Below are 19,586 nucleotides of genomic sequence, written 5' to 3'. Positions count from 1 at the left end.
ACCCATACAGACATTTCCGGATTTCTCCTATTTGCAATAATTTTGCCCCATGAAGTTTCAGATAGGCGATAAAGTGGTGGTACTGCACTCCAATGATGACGGGGAAGTGGTAGATATAATCAACGAGAAAATGGTGCTGGTAGACGTACGGGGCGTAAAATTCCCGGCCTATACCGACCAGTTGGATTTCCCTTATTTCAAACAGTTTACACAGAAGAAACTGGTTCCGGACAACAAGCCCAAAAAGGAAAAGAAATACATAGATGACCTCCCCCGCGAGAAGAAGATCGTAAAAGATAAAGTGGTGGATGGAGTATGGCTCACCTTTATTCCCGTGATGGTGCCCGATGAGTTTGGCGATGATGTGGTGGAGGATCTGAAAGTGCACCTGATCAACAGAACGCATACGGGGTATAAATTCACCTATAAGCTCAATTATTTCGGTGACACCTCCTTTGACCTGGTGAATCACCAGGTACATCCTTTTGAAGACTTTTACCTGCATGATGTACCTTTTGAGAACCTGAATGACAGTCCCACGTTTTCCTTTGAGTTTTCCCTGATCAACCCGGATAAAAATAAGGCGGAATATTATGAGGCTTCTGTTAAGCTCAAGCCCAAACAGGTATTCTCACGTATTGAGGAGTTGAAGAAAAAGGGAGAGGCTACTTTCTCCTATAAATTATTTGACACTTATCCGCCCCGGATGGAAGACCCGGGTATTGACATCAGTGCACTGAGCTCCAAAGGCTATAAAGTATATGATGCGTCCCAAACGCGCCAGCACCTGGAGCCTGCCAAAAATGAGATAGACCTGCACATTGAAAAGCTCACCCCCGATCCGGATGCGCTGGACAACCTGGAGAAGCTGGACCTGCAGTTAAAGACCTTTGAAAAATACCTCGACCTCGCCATTCTTCACCACAAGCCGGCTTTCATTGCCATTCATGGCGTGGGCAGTGGCAAACTGCGGGATGAAATACATGAGGTATTGCGCTTGCGGAAAGAAGTGAAGAGCTTCTTCAACAAGTACCATCCTGCTTACGGCTACGGCGCCACGGAGATCTACTTCCAGTATTAATCGTACCTTTGTACCAACTACAAACCGGGTTATCGCTCTCCATTTATGGAGGGAGGAAAGTCCGGACAGCGAAGAGCAATGTACCGGTGAAGAGCCGGGTTCAATATGGTTCGTGGCAACACGGACCATGGCGAAACAGACAGTGCCACAGAAAATAACTACCTGCCGTGGTTCGTGGCGACACGAACCACGGCGGAAAAGGTGAAAACGTAGGGTAAGAGCCTACGGTGTTGTACAGCAATGTATAGCAGGGGTAAACCTTACACGCTGTAATGCCATGTATACCAGCGGCCGAGGGCTGCTCGTCCGATTATTCCCGATGTACATCGGGATTATCCGCTGGGTGGGTAGGCAGCAAGAGCCTGTCAGCAATGGCAGGCCCAGATAAATGATAACCGTTCCGCTTTCAGCGGGAAACAGAATCCGGCTTACAGGTTTGTAGTTAATTTTTTTCTACTGAAGTCAGGCGGTAATATAACCGGTCAGTTCCATCAGCCAGGCAATACCCAGGTGAACGATCAATCCTCCCCAGATGCTGCGGGTATGAAACACCACCACGCCTAAGATCATACCGCCAAAATAAGAGCTGATACATTCAAAGAGTGGCTTGCCAAAATGGATGCTGCAATAAAAAGCGGCCATGGGCAGGATGGCCCCCTTACCGGCATACCGTACAAATGCCAATACCAGGAATCCGCGGAAAAAGAATTCTATGGTGAGGAAATCGATGCCATAGGAAAGTTCATACAAGAGCTTCCAGGGCCCGGCAGTGGTAGTATACGCTGAAATAAAGGCAATGCGCTGTACTTTGGGATAGGTTTGCTGGAAATCGCTTTGTGTGGCGGCTAATGCCAGCAGGGGAATCATACACAGCAACAAGAGGAAATAAGGCTTCGCATCAAAGCCTTTTAGTTGCATGCCGGCTACCGGGCCTTCATATTTACCCATCCGCCATACAAGGGCTACCAGCAGGAATACCAGTACGCATTTTACCGGCCAGTTCAGGGCCATATAGCCGTACCGGTCCCAGGGAATGGTAAGGCCAGAGGTGAGCCAGGCGGCAATATCATCGGCCGATACCTTAATGGCAAAGATCAGGGGGGCGGCCAGTAAGAGGAAATAGAAGAAACGGGGCGGGGGATAGGCCCTGGGGGCAAACAGGTATTGCAACAGCCAGGCAACTCCAAAAACAAACAGGTAGAGAAAAAAGAAACCGGCCAGCCGGGGCAGGGCGCCCTGGGTCATCAGGTGTCTTTCAATACCACTGGTATAGTTGATATAAATGAGTATAGCCATCAACAGGCTCACCAATGCCCATAATTTGGCATTGAGCCCACGAATGTATTCCCGTAAATAACGGAGGATAGGTATCATGTAAAGCGTGCAATGAAATGAATTAGCCTACAAAGCTCTGCTTCATCTTACTCATCAGGTCTGTTTCAATCATTTTCTGTGCCACTTTGATCATATTGGAAAATGCCTTGGCATGGGAGATGCCATGACCAATGATCACGGGCTTGGCTACACCCAGCACGGGGGTGCCGCCATACAGCTCAAAATTGAAGCGGTCGAAGTACTCGTGCTTAATCTCTTTGCGGTGGGTAATGTCGTAGATGGATTCAGCCATTTTCAGGATCACATTACCGGTAAAGCCTTCGCATACCATTACGTCGGCTTTATCTTCCAGTACATCCCGGCCTTCTATGTTGCCGGTAAAGTTGATCTGGCTGTTTTCTTTCAGCAGGGGATAGGTATTCTGCGCCAGGATATTGCCCTTGCCTTCTTCTTCACCAATATTCAGCAGGGCTACCCGCGGATTGGTAATGCCCAGGATATGCTGTGCATACAGGGAGCCCAGGATGGCAAACTGGTTCAGGTTTTCCGGCTTACAGTCGGCATTTAACCCTACATCCAGTAATAACCCGGTTTTACCGTCTTCTTTGGGAATAATGGTGGAAATGGTGGGGCGCTGCACACCTTCTATGGCCTTGATGCTGTACATGGCGCCTACCAGCATGGCCCCGGTATTACCGGCGCTGATAAATGCTTCTGTTTTGCCTGAGGCGAGCAGGTGAAACCCTACAGCGATAGAAGATTGTTGCTTTTCCTTGAGCGCTTTGGTGGGATGTTCATGCATGTCAATAACCTGTGGCGCATGCACTACTTTCACCCGGTCGGCAGGAATATTATATTCCTGCAGCAGGGGATTGATCTGTGCTTCATCACCGGTTAGAAACAATGTTGCCGGACTATCAGTTTCCGACAAATATAGCTGGATACCTTTCACCGCTTCCAGCGGTGCAAAATCTCCACCCATCATATCTAAACCAATTATCATCCGGCAGGTACGTTTGTATTAAAAAGGGTTTATTTAATGGGAGCTTTTTCTACTACCACTTTACCTTTATAATACAATTTACCCTCACTTACGTGAGCACGGTGGCGAACATGGATCTCACCGGTAGTGCTATCCTTGCTCAGCGTAACTTTCTCAGCTTTATAGTGAGTTCTTCTCTTCGCACCCCTTTGTTGGGAATGTCTGCGTTTGGGATTTGGCATGACCTCAAAATTTATATACTACTAAAAATCAATTGTCTCCTAAATCTTTGAACTTTTCCAACCCTTTCCATAAAGGGTTTTTGGGTTCATTGTTCTGTGCATCCAGCTTTTTCAGCATGGCCAGCACTTCTTTATTGCAGTGCGGGCCTCCCATCTCTTCTTCTGTACACATCCGCTGCATGGGTATGCTCAGGTTGATAAACTCGTAGATCCAGTCTGATACCCGTAAGTGGCTTTCTCCACGTGATATATAATATACGTCGGGATCTTCTTCCTGCTCATTCATTTCTTCCGGGTTTTCCACCATCTTTACTACGATGTTGAAATCATCCCAGAGTTGCAAAGGCAGGTTATTGCCACAACGGTCGCAGGTTACTTCCAGTTTGCCGCCTACTTCAAACTTCAGCAGCATAAAGCCTACTTTCTTATCGAGCGTGAGCTTTACCTGGGCGATGCAGTTGCGGAAGTCCTGCTCCTGGTAGTCTACAAAGAACTTATCGTCGATTTCATACTCAAACTCATGAATTCCCGGCTTTAACCCTACGAATGCAATATCAAAATTCCTGCGGCTACTCATGAGCATCCCTTTTAAAGAGTTTGCAAAGGTAGGGATAATCCACTAAAGATTAAGCCCTAAGGACAAAAAAGGCGTAAAATATTCCCACATATCTGGATAGCCCTCTATGGGCCTGTAAATCAAGGCTACAGCAATTGTTTTTCCGCTTTCGTAACCTAATCTGGTGTGATTTATGCACCTTTGTAGTCTAAAATTAAAGAAGGAAAAACTATATGACACGCCAGTTCCATCTGGCCAAAATAAACTAAAAAATAACAGATGAAACAGCTTTTATTATTAGTGGTTGCTGCCACTACCTTATCCCTGGCGCAAGCCCAACCTCCCAAAGGCCCGGCCAATCCTGGCGACGTTTACGGCGCCAAAACAACTTCCAATGGTGCTGTTGATATTGCCACCCTGCCAGCCAAACTGGCTAAAAAAGACAGCCTCCAAACCAAGGTCATTGCCAAAGTACTGGATGTATGCCCTAAAAAAGGCTGCTGGATGAAAGTACAGGTGAATGATTCCACCACCGCTTTCGTGAAAATGAAAGATTATGCTTTCTTCGTTCCCCTGGATGTAATTGGTAAAACCGTTGTCCTGGATACCGAAGCCAAGATGAAGACCACTTCTGTAGATGAGCTGAAGCACTATGCAGAAGACGCTAAAAAGCCACAGGCCGAAATAGACGCCATTACCGAGCCTAAAAAGGAGATCCGTCTCCTGGCCAATGGGATATTGGTGCTGAAGTAAGATACTTAAAAGGTGGGCCGCCCTGCAGTGCTGCAATAGGCTGCCCGGCAGGGCGACTCACCTTAATATATAGTAAAGCGCAGCAATGCCGGTTAATCCGGTGTTCTGCGCTTTTCTTTTATACTGCAGCGTTATACAGCCATGCTGCCTGCAAAATGCTGCAACCTCCTGATACCCACCCACCTTTAATTCCTCTTTGCGTAGGCTGTTTTCCTTTTCTCGAAACCTGTTTCTCCCGGTGAGGGGCACCTTTGCGGCCCAATCCATTCAAGCATGAGCCCATCCCTGCCCAAACCATTACTGGTATTACTTGCTTTGTATATGCATGTGCACTTGCATGCACAACCTGGAAAGGAATTCAGGGGAAAGATAACAGACGAGGCAGGCGCCCCGCTTTCACTGGCTACTATCAAAGTACAAACGCAGGATATTATTTATTATGCCGGCAAAGACGGCTCCTTTACCATTACCCTTCCTGCCGGTGCTACCGAGCTGACCCTTGTTATTACCCATATAGGCAAAGAGACCATTACCCGCACCTTTACCGGAGAAGCCTTACTACAGTTGCAGGTCATGCGGATGCAATCCCTGAGTCTCAAGCTGCCGGAAGTAGAAGTCAATGGGGTACGCCGTAAAACCAGCGCCTCCAATTCCTCCATCGTATTTGACCGGGAAGCCATCGAACAAACCCAGGCGCTTAGTGTGGCGAATGTATTGAATTACCTGCCCGGGCAAACGATCCTTAAGCCCGGCATTACCGTACAAAGCACATCCGTACTCACTCTGCGTACTGCTGTGCCCCTGAACAGCGAACAGGCGCTTAACCAGGCTTTTGGTATTGCTATTATGGTGGATGGCAATACGCTTTCCAATGATGCCAATATGCAGGCCATGAATCCGGGCAGGCTGGGCTTTTTCTCCGGCGCTCAGATAGAGCATCCGCAACACACCAGCTTTATCCGGGACAGGGCTTACCGAAATGGCACGTTGTACAGTAACTATACAGGCGATGCAGCCAATAATGGTCTTGACCTGCGCCAGATACCGGCGGAAAATATAGAAAGCATAGAAGTGATCTCCGGGGTAGCTTCTGCACGTTATGGTGATTATACGAATGGCGTTTTAAATGTGGAGCGGCAGGCTGGTTTAACCCCTTTGCGGGTGAGCATGCGTACCAATGAGGGCACACAAAATATTGGTATCAATAAAGGTTTCAGCATCAGCCCGTCTTTGGGTGTTATTAATATTAGCCTGGATTACCTCAATAGTAATGATGATCCCCGTAATAAGATCAAGGCATTCCAACGTGTTGGTGGTAGTATACTATGGACCTATCAGCAACAAAAAGCGGTGCGCTTCAGGAACACGGTAAGCCTTGATTTCAATACCACCCTGGACAGAACGAAACGTGATCCTGATGATGGGCGGGAGTTTATTTCCAAATTCAGTAACCGTACTATTCGCCTCAGCAACCGCAGTGAATGGGTAATAAAGAAGCCCTGGTTGTACAACGTGTCGCTTCAGGGTAGCTATAGCTATGGCCGGCAGGAATCGTATGATCAGCAATATGTGAACAGCAATGCAGTGATTGGTATATCCAATGCATTGGAAACCGGTATTAATGAAGGATACTATGCTCCGGGTTATTACCTTTCCACACAGCAGATCATTGGGGAACCTGTTACTGCCGGCGCCCGGATAGAAGCCCACAGTATATTCAAAGGCAACAAAATAGATTATCAGTTAACTGTCGGCGCCAACTATAGTTACAGTGCCAATAAAGGACCTGGCGTAATTGTAGACCCTTCCCGTCCGGCGCCTGATGATGGGGATAAAAGTGATCGTCCACGTCCCTTCGACAAAGTACCGGCGCAAAGTAATGCAGGCGTTTACATAGTGAATAATTTCACTACCAGGTTGCTGGGTCGTGTATTTAATACCGATGCTGGTATCAGGGGAGATATTCAAAACAGGCATTTCACCTTATCGCCACGCATTAACAGCAACTGGAAATTATCAAAGAACATTACCTGGAACGTTGCGTATGGAATAGCTACCAAAGCACCCGCCTTATCACAGATCAGTCCGGGTAATGTATATGTGGATATCCCGCTTGTGAATGCTTACAATGGCTACGCGGCAGAAAGTGTATACCTGGTACATACACAAGTAATACAGCCCAACAATCCCAATCTCCGCCCATACCGGAGTTATACCTTCGAAACCGGATTTAATGTAGATCTCAAACCTGTAAAGCTGTCCCTGTTTTATTATAACCGGGTAAGTAATAATGGATTTGCTACCACATCACAAATATTGCCGGTTACTGTACCCAATTACACAGTAACAGCAAGGCCTGGTCAAAAGCCTTTGTATGAGCCCAATGGCACTTATAAGATCTACCACCTTACCTATAATAAGATCAGCAACGACAATTATAGCCGCAGCAACGGATTGGAACTTATGATGAGCACCAGCAAGATCAGGGCATTGCAAACATCTTTCAGTGCCAGTACCTCATTCAATCATAGTTACTTTTTGAATGGGGCATCGGCAGTGCATTTTGGCTCAACCGGACAAAGCACTGTTGATACCAATAAAGTTTCCTGGTATGGTGTATTTAAGGACCAGGCCAACAAAGCTACTACCATTAAGTCTACCATTGTTACCACCACACATATACCAGCCTTACGGATGGCTATTATGCTTTCCGGTGAGTTATTCTGGATGAACCGTTTGGAATACCTGTATTCAGATATTTATCCGGTAGGATACCTGAACCGGGAAGGCCGGTATTTTCCACTTACTGTTGAGCAGGCCATGTCGGCTGAGTATGCTCATCTGCTCAAAAAGCCACAGTCGGAAAGTGTTGTATATACTCCTTCTATGGTGTATTCCAATGTGAGTATGCGGGTGAGTAAGGAGATCGGTAATCTGTTACGGTTCTCATTCAATGCCTACAACGTATTCAATATCCGGCCTGAGCATACCAACTCTTCCGGGATCCAGTATTACAATGGGCAGCCTTCTTTTGGTGCAGAATTAATTTTTACTATCAAATAAACATACATGAAAAAGGTTTCTGGTATTATAGTCTTATTAAGTATACTGGCAATCGTCAGTTGTAAAAAAAACGATGGCCCTTCTGTACAGCCTATCAATATCATTGTTAAAGCAATATATGATACGACCAGCGGCAATTATAGTTTCCCGCTGAATGGCATTACCATAAAGATCAAAAATCAGTTGAATAGTTCAGAGCTTACGCAAAGTTCCGATAATAATGGCCTGGCTATTTTTAACAGTGTAAGTGCCGGTGTGTATAATATTGAAGCCACCATTTCGATTCAAAAAGCGCAGTATGAAACCATTACCGGTCTTCCTTTGGACAGGGACAGTGTGGTGTTCAATGCCTCCCTTAGCAATATCATGTTGAATAACAGTACCAACAATACACTGGAACTTAAATTGCAATTTGGTAAGATTGGTGACTGGGTAATCAAACAGGTTTACTATGCAGGTAGCCATACTACCAATGGTGCGGTGTACCGTGATCAGTTCATTGAAGTATACAATAACTCCAATACGGTTTTATATGCAGACAGCTTATACATTGGAGAGGTAATGGGTAATAACACTGCTAATCCTAATTATGCTACCGGGTATTTTATCAATGATGGACCATTCAAAGGACAATATGACTGGAGTAAATCTATTGGTATGCCTGCCAATAGCAACGCAGTAGAGAGTTATGTATATGCCAAATCGCTATACCGTGTGCCCGGCAATGGAACTACCTATCCCATCCAACCGGGGCAAAGCTTTGTTATGGCACAAACAGCGCTCAATCACAAAGCCCCTTATACCAGCAGCACCGGTACTACGATCAGTATCAAAGATCCAACACTTACTGTTGATCTGAGCGGGGCAGAGTTTGAAGTATACGTAGGGAACGTAATTTCTAACCCACTCAATTCTGATATTGATAATCCCAATGTGCCTAACCTGGTGCCCCTCACCATTTTTGGAAGAGACTGGTTATTGGACAATCCCGGCCGGGATGCTTTTGTCATCTTTAAAACTGCCGCTGATATTCCTGCTGACTGGAAAAAATATCCCAATCCCACGGTGACAGCTATTGATGCGAATACAGATTTCCATTATCAGATACCCAACACCCTGATCATTGACGCCATGGAAGTGCAACATGCCACTCCATCCAGCCGGGTAGCTAAAAGGCTGGTAGGTACACTGGATGCAGGTGCTTATAATGTGCCGGCCGGACAGTATTCTTCACAATCAGCTATCCGTAAAACGGCCAAAACAGTGAGTGGAAGAAAGATCCTGATGGATACCAATAACTCTACCAATGATTTTGATTATTTCGAAAAGGCCAATCCAAAAGGGTTTAAGTAAGGACCATGAGGGAATACAGCATGCTAAGAAATGTAATGATCATAACAGGCTTGTTTTTTTATACGGGTATCCTGCACGCGCAGGATACCTCGTATAATTTCCTGACAGAACGTTTTGGACAGCAATATGACTTCTATTCAAAGGAAGTTATCAGCCAGCCCTTATTGCAACTGCATCAATATGCCCGGGTAGAAGGCGGCTATCGCTATACTTCCGGCGATTACAGACTAAGCCAGGATGCACCCAAACAACAGGATATATTTTTTTATACGGAAGGGACCAAACGGATCAATAAGTTCCTGGTAAGCGGTTCTTTTTCCTATCAACATACCAATCAGGATAGTGTAGGGTATACCCTGCGCTATGGGCTGCATGATGCGGCGCCTTATTACTTTTATGCTGCCGCTAAAGGAAACTGGGAGATAGGGGAGTACCGTTTGCAGGGCATCATCAGTCACCCCTTACTGGATGATAAATTAACTGTTGGCGCCGGAGGTACTTACCATGCAGGCAATGCCTGGAGAAGCAATGATCCCCGCCCTGATTATTTCTTCTACGATGTGCAGGCACAGGCTACTATTCATTATTGTTTGCTGCCCCGGCATACTATTGGGGTGGCTGGAGGTATTGCCCGTAAAAATACCGATTCAGAAATTGATTTCAGGAATGATAATTACGAGCAAAGCCTGTTGTATGAGCAATTTCAGACCTATATGCAATATGGGTATGGCTTTGCGCAACTCATCAGCGGTAGCCGGTATGTTCGCAGTAAAGGCTCCGGGTGGGACATACAAGGTATCTATGATGGACAATTTAACCGGTTGCATGTTACTGCTAAAGGCGGTTACGCCTCCCGCTCATCTGTTTTCTCCAGAAGAGGTGAGCGTACTTCCCTGGCATTTAAGTATGGTGAGTTTTACGAAGATATTATCAATGCAGCTATATTGGGAGAATATAGTCAGGGCAATAATTCCTGGACTACCGGTATCTATTACCTCTACCATACCGGCCAGGATATGCATACCATCCTGAATGGTAATAACTACATGTATACATTCGACAGGTTGAGCATAGAACCCCTGTATACCCGCAGGCGTGATGGTAAAGTGCGATACGAACTGGGTGTGCAGGGAACTGTCAGTAACCTGTTTCAGGCTGATGGTTCTGCCAGTCAGAAGATCAACTACCAGTATGCCGATGCGGATCTATCAGGCGCTTATTATCATTACCTGCCTGCTGCGGATACATACTGGAAAGCATTTCTTAAAGTGGGCGCCCGGTTGCCACTGTCGCCGGAATTGACCACTTCTTCCCAGCAAACGACTTTTGCAAAAGGGGTAATCTACCCTGATTATTATTACTACAGCGCCTCATCGGTAACAGCCACCGCGGCATGGCAATACAATTTCCCGGTAAAGAAAACGAATACCTTCTTAAAGCTCAGTGGCCAATACCAGCAGGCTTCCATCAAACAGGATCATGATTATCCGGCTATTGCCAAACCCGGCAATAACAGGTGGTACATTCAAACCAGTATCGGTATATCTTTGTAACGTATGAAAAAATTAGTGGTCATTGCCCTGATGACAGGATTAGTAGCCGGCATGGTATCTTTTACCGGTAATCATCCCGCGGCCGTTCCCCTTACCTTCAACGATAGCCTGCGTGCCTTATATGCACGGCCGGTTGATCAATGGCCCAAGCCGCTCATTGACGCCGGCGTACAATGGAAAGAGTTATCTGCCTTACCGGTGGATTCTAATATCGTAGTTAAGTTAAAAGACCCGAAGATCCAACTGGGAAAGTTATTGTTCTTTGATCCCCGCTTATCGGGCTCCAACCAGATATCCTGCAGCAGTTGTCATGATCCGGACCTTGCCTGGACCGACGGTCGCACGGTATCACTGGGCAATAATCACCTGCAGGGCACCCGCAATACTTCCTCTTTATTGAATGTGGCGCAGGTGAAAGAGCTGTTCTGGGATGGCAGGGCTGCCAGCCTCGAAGACCAGGCCATTAATCCCATGGCCACCATGCATGAAATGAACCAGGAACCGCCTACCATCCCGTCTGAACTGGCCACTATTCCCGGTTATCCGCCTTTGTTTGAAAAAGTGTATGGCGATAAACGCATTAACCTCGACCGCATATTGGAGGCCATTGCTGCCTTTGAAAGATCGCTCGCCAGCCGCAGGAGCCGGTTTGATGATTTTGTAGGCGGTAAGTACAAGCAGCTTTCCGATGTGGAATTACAGGGGCTGCACCTGTTCCGTACCAAGGCAAGGTGTATGAACTGTCACAACGGGACGTATTTTACCGACAACCAATTCCATAATATCGGTCTTACCTATTATGGCCGTAAATACCAGGACCTGGGACGCTATAATGTTACCAAAGAAGCCGCCGATGTGGGGAAATTCCGCACACCCTCCCTGCGGGATGTAATGCGCACGCGGCCCTGGATGCACAATGGCCTCTTTGATAATATAGATGGCATTATGAATATGTACAGTGCGGGCATGCCACAACCCAAGCCTAAACCCGACCAGGTGAATGATCCGCTGTTCCCGAAAACAGATCCCCTGATCAAAAAACTGGACCTGACGCCGGAAGAGAAAAAGGCCCTTATTGCCTTCCTGGAGGCTATCACAGAGATCCCTTATAAGATGGACAGGCCGCAACTGCCCAACTGATAGGGATTAATGCGTAATATTGCCCTCTCATTTACTTTCAACAAAGCATATGAAATTTTTTTACTCCCTTCTCTGTGTAGTATCCTGTTCAGGCGCCCTGGCGCAAACTGTCGACAGTCTTGAAGTCATTGTGGTAACCGCCCAAAAGAAAGAAGAACTGCTGCAAAAGATACCGGTAAGCGTATCGGCCATCACCGCAAAGAAGGTGCTGGATTACCGTTTGTGGAATACCCGTGAGATCACTGCCGTAGTGCCCAACCTGTATTCAGCCGATCCCGGCGATAACAGGAATGTTACCTCCATCCGTGGTATTACCACCACTTCCTACGATCCGGCGGTGGCTACTTATATAGACGGGGTAAACCAGTTTGGACTGGATACCTACATTGCCCAGCTTTCCGATATTGAACGCATCGAGGTATTGCGTGGCCCGCAAGGCACCCTGTATGGACGCAATGCCATGGGGGGCGTGATCAATATCATAACCAAACAACCCGGCAATACGATCAATGGATTTGCTGAAGGCAATATCGGCAATCACGGCCAGCAGCGTTATGCAGTAGGGCTTCGTGCGCCGGTCGTTAAGAATAAGTTATATATAGGGGTTGCCGGTGTATATGACCAGCGCGATGGCTTTTACCATAATGTTTTTAATAATACAGATTTCGACCGCCAGCATAGCCTCTCCGGCAATTATTACCTCAAGTACATCGTGAATCCCCGCTGGCATATCACTTTCAATCTGAAGCATATTGCCAATCGCAACAATGGCACTTTCCCCCTCGTGAATGGCGTAGAAGATGCATTTGCCAAGCCATTCGAATTAAACCAGAATGCGGTTACGGAGATGATTGATAATACTTTCAATACCTCCTTGTCTGTTAACCATACAGGACATGCCTTTAACTTTAGTTCTCAAACATCCTGGCAGTCCAACCACCGTTATTATACAAATCCTATTGATGGCGACTTTTCACCCATTGATGGTGTGACCATTATCAATAATTATGGTGATGACTGGAATAAAGTAAAGGTGTTTACACAGGAGTTTAAGTTTACTTCTCCCACTACTTCTACATCTCCCTTTAAATGGACGGCCGGCTCTTATTTGTTTGTGCTTGATAACCCGGTGAAACAGGCTACTCATTTTGGAGAGGATGCGGAGTTGATTACCAATTCTCCCGAAAAGAATTATTCACTCATCGGTACTACTACCGCTAAAGGTTTTGGATTAGCGGTGTACGGAGAAGCCGGTTATGCCATCAATAAACAATGGGAAGTAATTGCCGGTATCCGGTACGACTATGAACGCAAGAAGCAACAGGTATTAGGCGAATACCAGCCGGATGGATCACCCGGTCCCATCTTCGAATATCAGCCCGATACTTCCGCCAAAGCCAGCTTCAATGCTTTCTCTCCCAAAGTGGGGTTATTGTTCCATGCTGCTGCCAATAATGACCTGTATGCCACGTATAGCCGTGGTTACCGGGCAGGTGGTTTAACACCACTGGCTTCTGATCCTTCTGTACCACCCTTGTATGCTTTTAAACCGGAATACAGCAATAATATAGAGGTGGGTAGTAAGAATACTTTCTTCAATAACAGGCTGCGGGTGAATGTGGCCTTGTTCTATGCCACCATCACAGATGCACAGGTACCCACACTGGTATTGCCCGATGCGATCACCATTACCCGGAATGCCGGTAAACTGGAAAGCAAAGGAGCGGAGATAGAACTGGCAGCATTACCGGTAAGGGGACTGGAAATCAATTACCAGGCAGGTTTTACCAATGCGGAATATAAAACTCTGAAGGTATCCCAGAATGGGGGAGAGGCCGACCTGTCGGGCAAGAAGCAACTCTTTACCCCTGATATGACTTCCATGCTGGCCCTGCAGTACCAGTTTGACCTGTTGAGAAAGCCTGCGATTCAACTGGTGGCCCGCGGTGAATGGCAGTACCTCGGTGAGCAGTATTTTGACCTGGCCAATAATATCAGGCAATCACCTTATAACGTGCTCAACAGCCGTGTGGGCATTGTTACCAAATATGCAGAGCTGTATTTCTGGGGACGTAACTGGAACGATAGCAAGTATATCAGCTATGCCTATGATTTTGGCGCTGTACACCTGGGCAATCCCAAAACCTGGGGCTTTACACTGCGCGTAAAATGGTAGCAAGGAGTACCATTATTGCATGAACATTCATAAAGGTTTGATCATGACAGATAAAAAGAAAGAAGTGATTAAAAATGAGCCGGAATCATCTACCGGCGCTGTGCTGCCTGATCCGGAAGAAATAAAACTTCCCTTTCCTAAAGATGAAGCGGAACAACGTACTGTTGTGGATGTGAATAAACCAACGGACAGTAATGCGGTTGACGATACAGATCATTCGTCTTTTGATTACCGGAGAAATAAGTAAATATTAATCTCCCCATCACAGGGCGCATTGTATATTTACAGCTATAACCATGTTCTCCATGAAACACACGTTGCCATTACTGTCTATTGCTATCATCATTGCAATAATTAGCCTGTTTTCCTGCAAAACAACCCAAAAATTGTCTTCCACCGATCAGTTTCCCGCATTTTATAAAGAAGGCCATCGCGGCACCCGGGGACTGATGCCCGAGAATACGATCCCTTCCATGAAAAAAGCCATTGAAGTAGGGGCTAATATTATTGAAGTGGATATTTATATTACAAAAGATAAGCAGGTCCTGATCGCACATGACCCTATGGTCAATGTGAACCATTCCCTGTATGAAGATGGCCGGGAGATTGCCAAGGAAGATGCGAAGAAATATATATGGCGGCAGATGAACTATGCCGACATCCGCAAATTTGATGTGGGCTCCAAACCTTATAACGGCTGGCCGCAGCAAGAGAAGATAAAGACTTATATGCCCTTGCTGGGCGAACTGATAGATTCTGTGGAAGAGTTTACTGCTGCCCGTAAGCTGCCTCCGGTGATTTACAATATAGAAGTAAAGACAAGTCCCCGCTTTGATAGTCTTGGTTATAACGCAGGTCCTGAAGAAATGATCAAGTCCGTCATGGATGTGGTGAACAGTAAGAAGATCGGCAAACGGTTCTATATTCAGTCGTTTGACATGCGTCCGTTGCAGGAAGTGCATAAGAAATATCCCGGCGTTGCCATTGGTTTCCTCACCGATTCCAAGACCTCTTCTGTGGAAAATAACCTTGCCCTGCTTGGTTTCACCCCCGACATTTACAGTCCGCATTATAAGCTGGTAACGGCTGATATGGCTGCTGCCTGCAAGCAACATAAAATGAAGCTGGTGCCCTGGACTGTCAATACCAAAGAAGAAATGCAGGCCCTCGTAAAGCTGGGCGTAGATGGCATTATTACTGACTACCCCAACTATTTCAGCCAGTTATAGAACGTTTTAAGCTTACTCCCTACTGCTTTTTGCATACAAAATCCGTTTGTATTTGTAGCAGAGGTGTATATTTCATATTAGCTTTTAACAAATATCATCCGGGTTCTTTTTTATAAATAAATAATTATAATATTGAACCGTCTTTAGAACATTAACTGACCTTGAATAGCACCATGAGTAGCCACCGGTTAAGGCAACTGTTATTAATTGTATATTGCCTGTTGCAATGGCTGCAGTCAAAAGAGCAGTCTGTCGCTAACCGTTATACAATAACCCACTACAACAGCGATAATGGCCTTCCGCAGAACAGTATCAATGCAATGGCATTTGATAAAAATGGGTTTCTGTGGTTGGCCACAAGAATGGGTATAGTCAGGTTTGATGGCAAAAATTTCAGGGAATATAATAGCGGGAATTGCCCTGCTTTATTATCGAACTATTATTCGATCCCACAAAGAGAGCCGGGGACAAATAAGTTATTTTTTAAATCGGTTTTTGACAGCACGCATATTTTCACGGTAAACGATGATTACCAGATCGTGACGGATAGTGTTCGGTCGGCTACACCACGCCGGCATTTCATTACATCAAACAACCATTTGTTTTTTTATAACGGTCTTTACAACACCTATAGCAATGCCTATAAATCACTGTTCGATAAGCTAGCTAACGGCACCTATGCGCCGGTTACGCTGAATGAACGGCAGGCTTACTTTTATGACGACGGCCTTTGTTACTTCCTTGATGAAAACACGCGCAGCATTAAGGAACTTCGTGAAATAACCGGCCATACACTGAAGCTTCAATTCATAACAGGTGACGTTTATTTTTTTATTGATGATCAATATCACGTATATGCGTACAAAAACGGGGTATTGCAAAAAAATGTCGGGTATGTCAAAAACCTGCAACAGATTTTCATTAGAGCCGCCGCCGCAAATACCGATCCGGTACAAGCTTCATTAAAAACAAGGCGCGATGGCAACCACACCCTGATGTTATGCAACGATACGATCCTGCTGCTTCGGGTAGTCAATAACATATTAGATTATAAAATACTAGCGGCTGATATTCCCATAAGGGATATCAAATGCATGATCTATGACGAAGGCTACCAGGCGCTTTATGTAGGTACCATTACCAATGGGTTCTATGTGCTGAAACTACATGAATTTGAACGGCTTTTTTTTAATGATCCAACGTTCATGGTCAATAGCCAGTCGTTGCAGATTGAGTTACCTGGTTCGAACATACTTACGAGCACCGGCATTCTTAATTACTCCAATTACAATCATACTTTTTTTTCGGGTACACACGATTTCGACAAACAGGCCTGGCTGCAAGCCTCCGATGGATCGATCTGGCTGTCGGAATTTAATTCCTTAAAAAGAACCGATATTCATCTTCGTTCTTTTGAAACCGTAAAGTCACTGGGATATTATCTTACCGGCATTATTGAAAGGGATAATAAAGATATTATCTACAGCAATAAGCACCAGGTATTCAGGCGGCATGGAACAGAAGATACTATTTTAATAAATGAGAACGACCTGATGCATGCAGAGATACATATTCTCAGGGAAGTTGATAGAAATAATTTATGGATTGGAACATCGGCAGGTATATTTATTTATGATCTGTCGAAGTCCCGCGCGGGATTAAGCAGGCTAAGCGGCCTTGAAAAAATGTCTATTAATGTCATTCATATAGCAAAAGATAGCAGTATATGGATTGGTACTTATGGCCAGGGCTTTTATAAATTCTATAAAGATCATGTCATCAGAATGCCATTGGACGCCAGGAAAAGCCTTGTTGCCGCTCATTGTTTCATGGAGGACAGGCAAGGTTATTTCTGGATCCCCACTAACAAGGGGTTGTTCAGGGTGGCGAAAAAAGAATTGGATAATTATGCCGCCGGTAGCCAGTCATCCGTTTATTATTACTATGTTGACAAGTCATATGGATTTAGTACCAATGAGTTTAATGGCAGGTGCACACCCTGCGGAATTGTAACACGTGATAATTATTTTTCGTTACCCTCTCTGGATGGCCTGGTACGGTTTAACCCCGATAGCGTACATACCTCTTTGCCTGATAAACCGATATTTATTGAGCTTTTAATCGCAGACGATAAAAGGTTGCTGGTGAAAAACAAACTGGAGCTAACAAGGGATTCCAGCCAATTGATCTTTGAAATTTCCTCACCTTATTTCGGCAACAGGTTCAACCTGCACCTTGAATACACTATAAAGGAGTTGAACGATAAATGGTACCCGGTGAATGATGACGGTAAATTCATAATACCAGTCCTGAACAGCGGTACCTACACGCTTACAGTGAGAAGTCAGAATCCTGGTGCGCACTATATCTATAATAATCTCTCTTTGACCATACTGCCTTACTGGTATGAACAGTGGTGGTTTAAATTCCTGTTGGGCGGACTGGCAATAGGCACATTTTTATTGTTTTTCCGGTTGCGGTATAACTACCAGGTACAAAGAGCACAATTGCTGCAGCAAAAGGTAGATGAGAGAACAGCGCAATTATCCGAGAGCAACCGGGTAAAAGAATTGATGATCTCTGCTATCCTGCATGATCTTCGGTCGCCACTTCGCTTTCTGCACATGTTAGCCCGGCAAATGTACAATGACCATAAGAGTTCGGCAAATAAGGAACTGTCACAGATCCTGTTTCAATTCGATAACGCAACCAATGAAATATACGATTTCACGCAGGACTTTTTTGTGTTCACCAATATGCAAAAAGAGGGCTTTGTCATTAAACCGGAAAAAATAGCGCTGCGGAATATCGTGGCTGAAATTATCTCCTTTTATGAAATGGGAGCCCACGTTCAAAAAAACACCTTTAGCAACCTGGTGCCTGAAGACGTTACCCTTTACACAGATGCCAGCCTGTTAAGCCTGGTTTTGAGGAACCTGGCCGACAATGCCAATAAATATACTTCCAAAGGAATTATAACCATTGAAGGCATCCGGGATGCATTTACCACCCGTATCATTATGACTGATGGCGGTAATCCCATGAATAAAGAACTGGTAGCCTGTATTCTTGATAAAAGTTATAATCCTTCCCTGCACGGGGGTTGGGGCTACAAGATCATTATTGAGATACTGGACAGGTTACATGGGGCACTTGACATTGTGCCGGGCAATGACAAGGGTAATATAATAACCATAACATTTGAATCATGAATCACCTGCCACGCTTGCTGTGCGCGGGTTGCCGCCTCGCAGCCTTATGCCCGGGCCTGCGGCCTCCTGTGTCTGAGTAGTCTCATAGTACTCCGGTAGTACTCCCCCGGATCTCCCCAGGCAGTCTCACTGCAGAAGTAAGGGACAAGTAAGCCAGTAGTAAGGGAATAGTAAGGGAATAGTAAGGCAACAGGGATCAAATTCAGTAGGGACGCGGGTTTGTATTGTTTTGGATTGGTAAACCCAGTCCCCGTAAGGGTTTGATCGAAAAGGAGATTTCAAAAATGATATGCCTGCTCATGTAATAAATAGAAGATCAGTGTTCTTACAATTTACTAAAAAAGCCCGCCGAAACCTAAAAATATCCCGGAGAACTTCCTGAAAAAAGACGCATTGACCAACGTCGTTTAGTGAAGACAATGAAGCGACTATTTCCTGTTTGCGTAAGCACCTTTTACTGAAACCGTAACAGGTTTGTTGCCTTTCCGGAGCACATTTGCATTAGTTCTTTGTAATGCTGGTGGGGCCCTCCGTCATGCTTTTTAGCGTTGAATTAAACGGATTATGTGGACCTGAATTGACATCATCATCGCTCCACCTCTTTTACTATTAATAACTATATATAAGATAATAAGTCCTTTGAATGGTTCCATTTACCTATGAAGAAAGCTAAACCGGTTCCTTTAAAGGCACTAATCATTCACAGAAGCCCTCGTTTCCCCGGAGGGCTTCTGCCTGTTTAAATAAATCACACCATACCTGATAAATTGACTCCTGCAATATTTTAATGGTATCATCGTTGGGTGAATTCCTCACTGTGGCGCGGGGCTTTGATATTTTAAATGTTTTAATGTCTTTGAAATACACAAAGGGCTATCTATCTTTCGCAGAATAGCCCTGTAACTGATTGC

At 45.4% G+C, this 19,586-nt stretch carries 14 protein-coding genes and 1 other RNA gene; 11 read left to right on the top strand and 4 right to left on the bottom strand.

Annotation, left to right across the window (positions count from 1 at the left end; all coding sequences use genetic code 11):
* Positions 1-49 precede the first annotated feature (49 nt).
* Positions 50-1,081, top strand: a complete 1,032-nt coding sequence (locus HB364_RS23665; protein WP_167290809.1) for a Smr/MutS family protein — start codon at positions 50-52, stop codon at positions 1,079-1,081.
* Between the two features lie 16 nt (positions 1,082-1,097).
* Positions 1,098-1,528: RNase P RNA component class A (gene rnpB, locus HB364_RS23660), an RNA gene on the top strand.
* 15 nt (positions 1,529-1,543) lie between these two features.
* On the opposite strand, the gene HB364_RS23655 is transcribed toward rnpB, so the two are convergent.
* The 4 genes from HB364_RS23655 to HB364_RS23640 are packed head-to-tail and all read right to left on the bottom strand — an operon-like array spanning position 1,544 to position 4,217.
* Positions 1,544-2,455, bottom strand: coding sequence for a CPBP family intramembrane glutamic endopeptidase (locus tag HB364_RS23655; RefSeq protein WP_167290808.1), 912 nt, complete (start codon positions 2,453-2,455; stop codon positions 1,544-1,546).
* A gap of 22 nt (positions 2,456-2,477) precedes the next feature.
* Positions 2,478-3,419, bottom strand: coding sequence for a phosphate acyltransferase PlsX (gene plsX / locus HB364_RS23650; protein WP_167290807.1), 942 nt, complete (start codon positions 3,417-3,419; stop codon positions 2,478-2,480).
* Positions 3,420-3,448: 29 nt separating this feature from the next.
* Positions 3,449-3,640, bottom strand: a complete 192-nt coding sequence (gene rpmF / locus HB364_RS23645) for a 50S ribosomal protein L32 (RefSeq protein ID WP_167290806.1) — start codon at positions 3,638-3,640, stop codon at positions 3,449-3,451.
* A 28-nt stretch (positions 3,641-3,668) separates the two neighbouring features.
* On the bottom strand, positions 3,669-4,217 hold the full coding sequence (locus HB364_RS23640; protein WP_167290805.1) for a YceD family protein: 549 nt from the start codon (positions 4,215-4,217) through the stop codon (positions 3,669-3,671).
* A 258-nt stretch (positions 4,218-4,475) separates the two neighbouring features.
* On the opposite strand from HB364_RS23640, the gene HB364_RS23635 reads away from it, so the two are divergent.
* The 9 genes from HB364_RS23635 (at position 4,476) to HB364_RS23595 (ending at position 18,675) form a co-directional block, all read left to right on the top strand.
* Positions 4,476-4,949, top strand: coding sequence for a DUF4920 domain-containing protein (locus HB364_RS23635; protein WP_167290804.1), 474 nt, complete (start codon positions 4,476-4,478; stop codon positions 4,947-4,949).
* A 273-nt stretch (positions 4,950-5,222) separates the two neighbouring features.
* Positions 5,223-8,012 (top strand): TonB-dependent receptor, encoded by a 2,790-nt coding sequence (locus HB364_RS23630; protein WP_167290803.1) that lies wholly within the window; start codon positions 5,223-5,225, stop codon positions 8,010-8,012.
* Between the two features lie 6 nt (positions 8,013-8,018).
* Positions 8,019-9,365 carry a DUF4876 domain-containing protein gene (locus HB364_RS23625; RefSeq protein ID WP_167290802.1) on the top strand — a complete coding sequence of 449 codons (1,347 nt, stop codon included), beginning with the start codon at positions 8,019-8,021 and terminating at the stop codon, positions 9,363-9,365.
* 5 nt (positions 9,366-9,370) lie between these two features.
* Positions 9,371-10,918, top strand: coding sequence for a DUF6850 family outer membrane beta-barrel protein (locus tag HB364_RS23620; protein ID WP_167290801.1), 1,548 nt, complete (start codon positions 9,371-9,373; stop codon positions 10,916-10,918).
* A 3-nt stretch (positions 10,919-10,921) separates the two neighbouring features.
* Positions 10,922-12,058 (top strand): cytochrome-c peroxidase, encoded by a 1,137-nt coding sequence (locus tag HB364_RS23615; protein WP_167290800.1) that lies wholly within the window; start codon positions 10,922-10,924, stop codon positions 12,056-12,058.
* Positions 12,059-12,107: 49 nt separating this feature from the next.
* Positions 12,108-14,234, top strand: coding sequence for a TonB-dependent receptor (locus HB364_RS23610; RefSeq protein WP_167290799.1), 2,127 nt, complete (start codon positions 12,108-12,110; stop codon positions 14,232-14,234).
* A gap of 19 nt (positions 14,235-14,253) precedes the next feature.
* Positions 14,254-14,481: a hypothetical protein gene (locus HB364_RS23605; protein ID WP_167290798.1), complete on the top strand. Its 228-nt coding sequence runs from the start codon at positions 14,254-14,256 to the stop codon at positions 14,479-14,481.
* A 58-nt stretch (positions 14,482-14,539) separates the two neighbouring features.
* Complete coding sequence (locus HB364_RS23600) at positions 14,540-15,463, top strand: glycerophosphodiester phosphodiesterase family protein (RefSeq protein WP_167290797.1); 924 nt, start codon at positions 14,540-14,542, stop codon at positions 15,461-15,463.
* Between the two features lie 161 nt (positions 15,464-15,624).
* Positions 15,625-18,675: a ligand-binding sensor domain-containing protein gene (locus HB364_RS23595; protein ID WP_167290796.1), complete on the top strand. Its 3,051-nt coding sequence runs from the start codon at positions 15,625-15,627 to the stop codon at positions 18,673-18,675.
* Positions 18,676-19,586: the final 911 nt, after the last annotated feature.

It is taken from the genome of Paraflavitalea devenefica (assembly GCF_011759375.1).
In the GTDB taxonomy this organism is placed as follows: Bacteria; Bacteroidota; Bacteroidia; order Chitinophagales; family Chitinophagaceae; genus Paraflavitalea; species Paraflavitalea devenefica.
Note: the sequence above shows the minus strand (reverse complement) of the source record. Positions and strands in the feature narration are given on the sequence as shown.

Coding starts and splice junctions, on each gene's coding strand:
- HB364_RS23665 (WP_167290809.1), top strand. CDS start 50: ATGAAGTTTCAGATAGGCGATAAAGTGGTGGTACTGCACTCCAATGAT.
- HB364_RS23655 (WP_167290808.1), bottom strand. CDS start 2,455: ATGATACCTATCCTCCGTTATTTACGGGAATACATTCGTGGGCTCAAT.
- plsX (WP_167290807.1), bottom strand. CDS start 3,419: ATGATAATTGGTTTAGATATGATGGGTGGAGATTTTGCACCGCTGGAA.
- rpmF (WP_167290806.1), bottom strand. CDS start 3,640: ATGCCAAATCCCAAACGCAGACATTCCCAACAAAGGGGTGCGAAGAGA.
- HB364_RS23640 (WP_167290805.1), bottom strand. CDS start 4,217: ATGAGTAGCCGCAGGAATTTTGATATTGCATTCGTAGGGTTAAAGCCG.
- HB364_RS23635 (WP_167290804.1), top strand. CDS start 4,476: ATGAAACAGCTTTTATTATTAGTGGTTGCTGCCACTACCTTATCCCTG.
- HB364_RS23630 (WP_167290803.1), top strand. CDS start 5,223: ATGAGCCCATCCCTGCCCAAACCATTACTGGTATTACTTGCTTTGTAT.
- HB364_RS23625 (WP_167290802.1), top strand. CDS start 8,019: ATGAAAAAGGTTTCTGGTATTATAGTCTTATTAAGTATACTGGCAATC.
- HB364_RS23620 (WP_167290801.1), top strand. CDS start 9,371: ATGAGGGAATACAGCATGCTAAGAAATGTAATGATCATAACAGGCTTG.
- HB364_RS23615 (WP_167290800.1), top strand. CDS start 10,922: ATGAAAAAATTAGTGGTCATTGCCCTGATGACAGGATTAGTAGCCGGC.
- HB364_RS23610 (WP_167290799.1), top strand. CDS start 12,108: ATGAAATTTTTTTACTCCCTTCTCTGTGTAGTATCCTGTTCAGGCGCC.
- HB364_RS23605 (WP_167290798.1), top strand. CDS start 14,254: ATGAACATTCATAAAGGTTTGATCATGACAGATAAAAAGAAAGAAGTG.
- HB364_RS23600 (WP_167290797.1), top strand. CDS start 14,540: ATGAAACACACGTTGCCATTACTGTCTATTGCTATCATCATTGCAATA.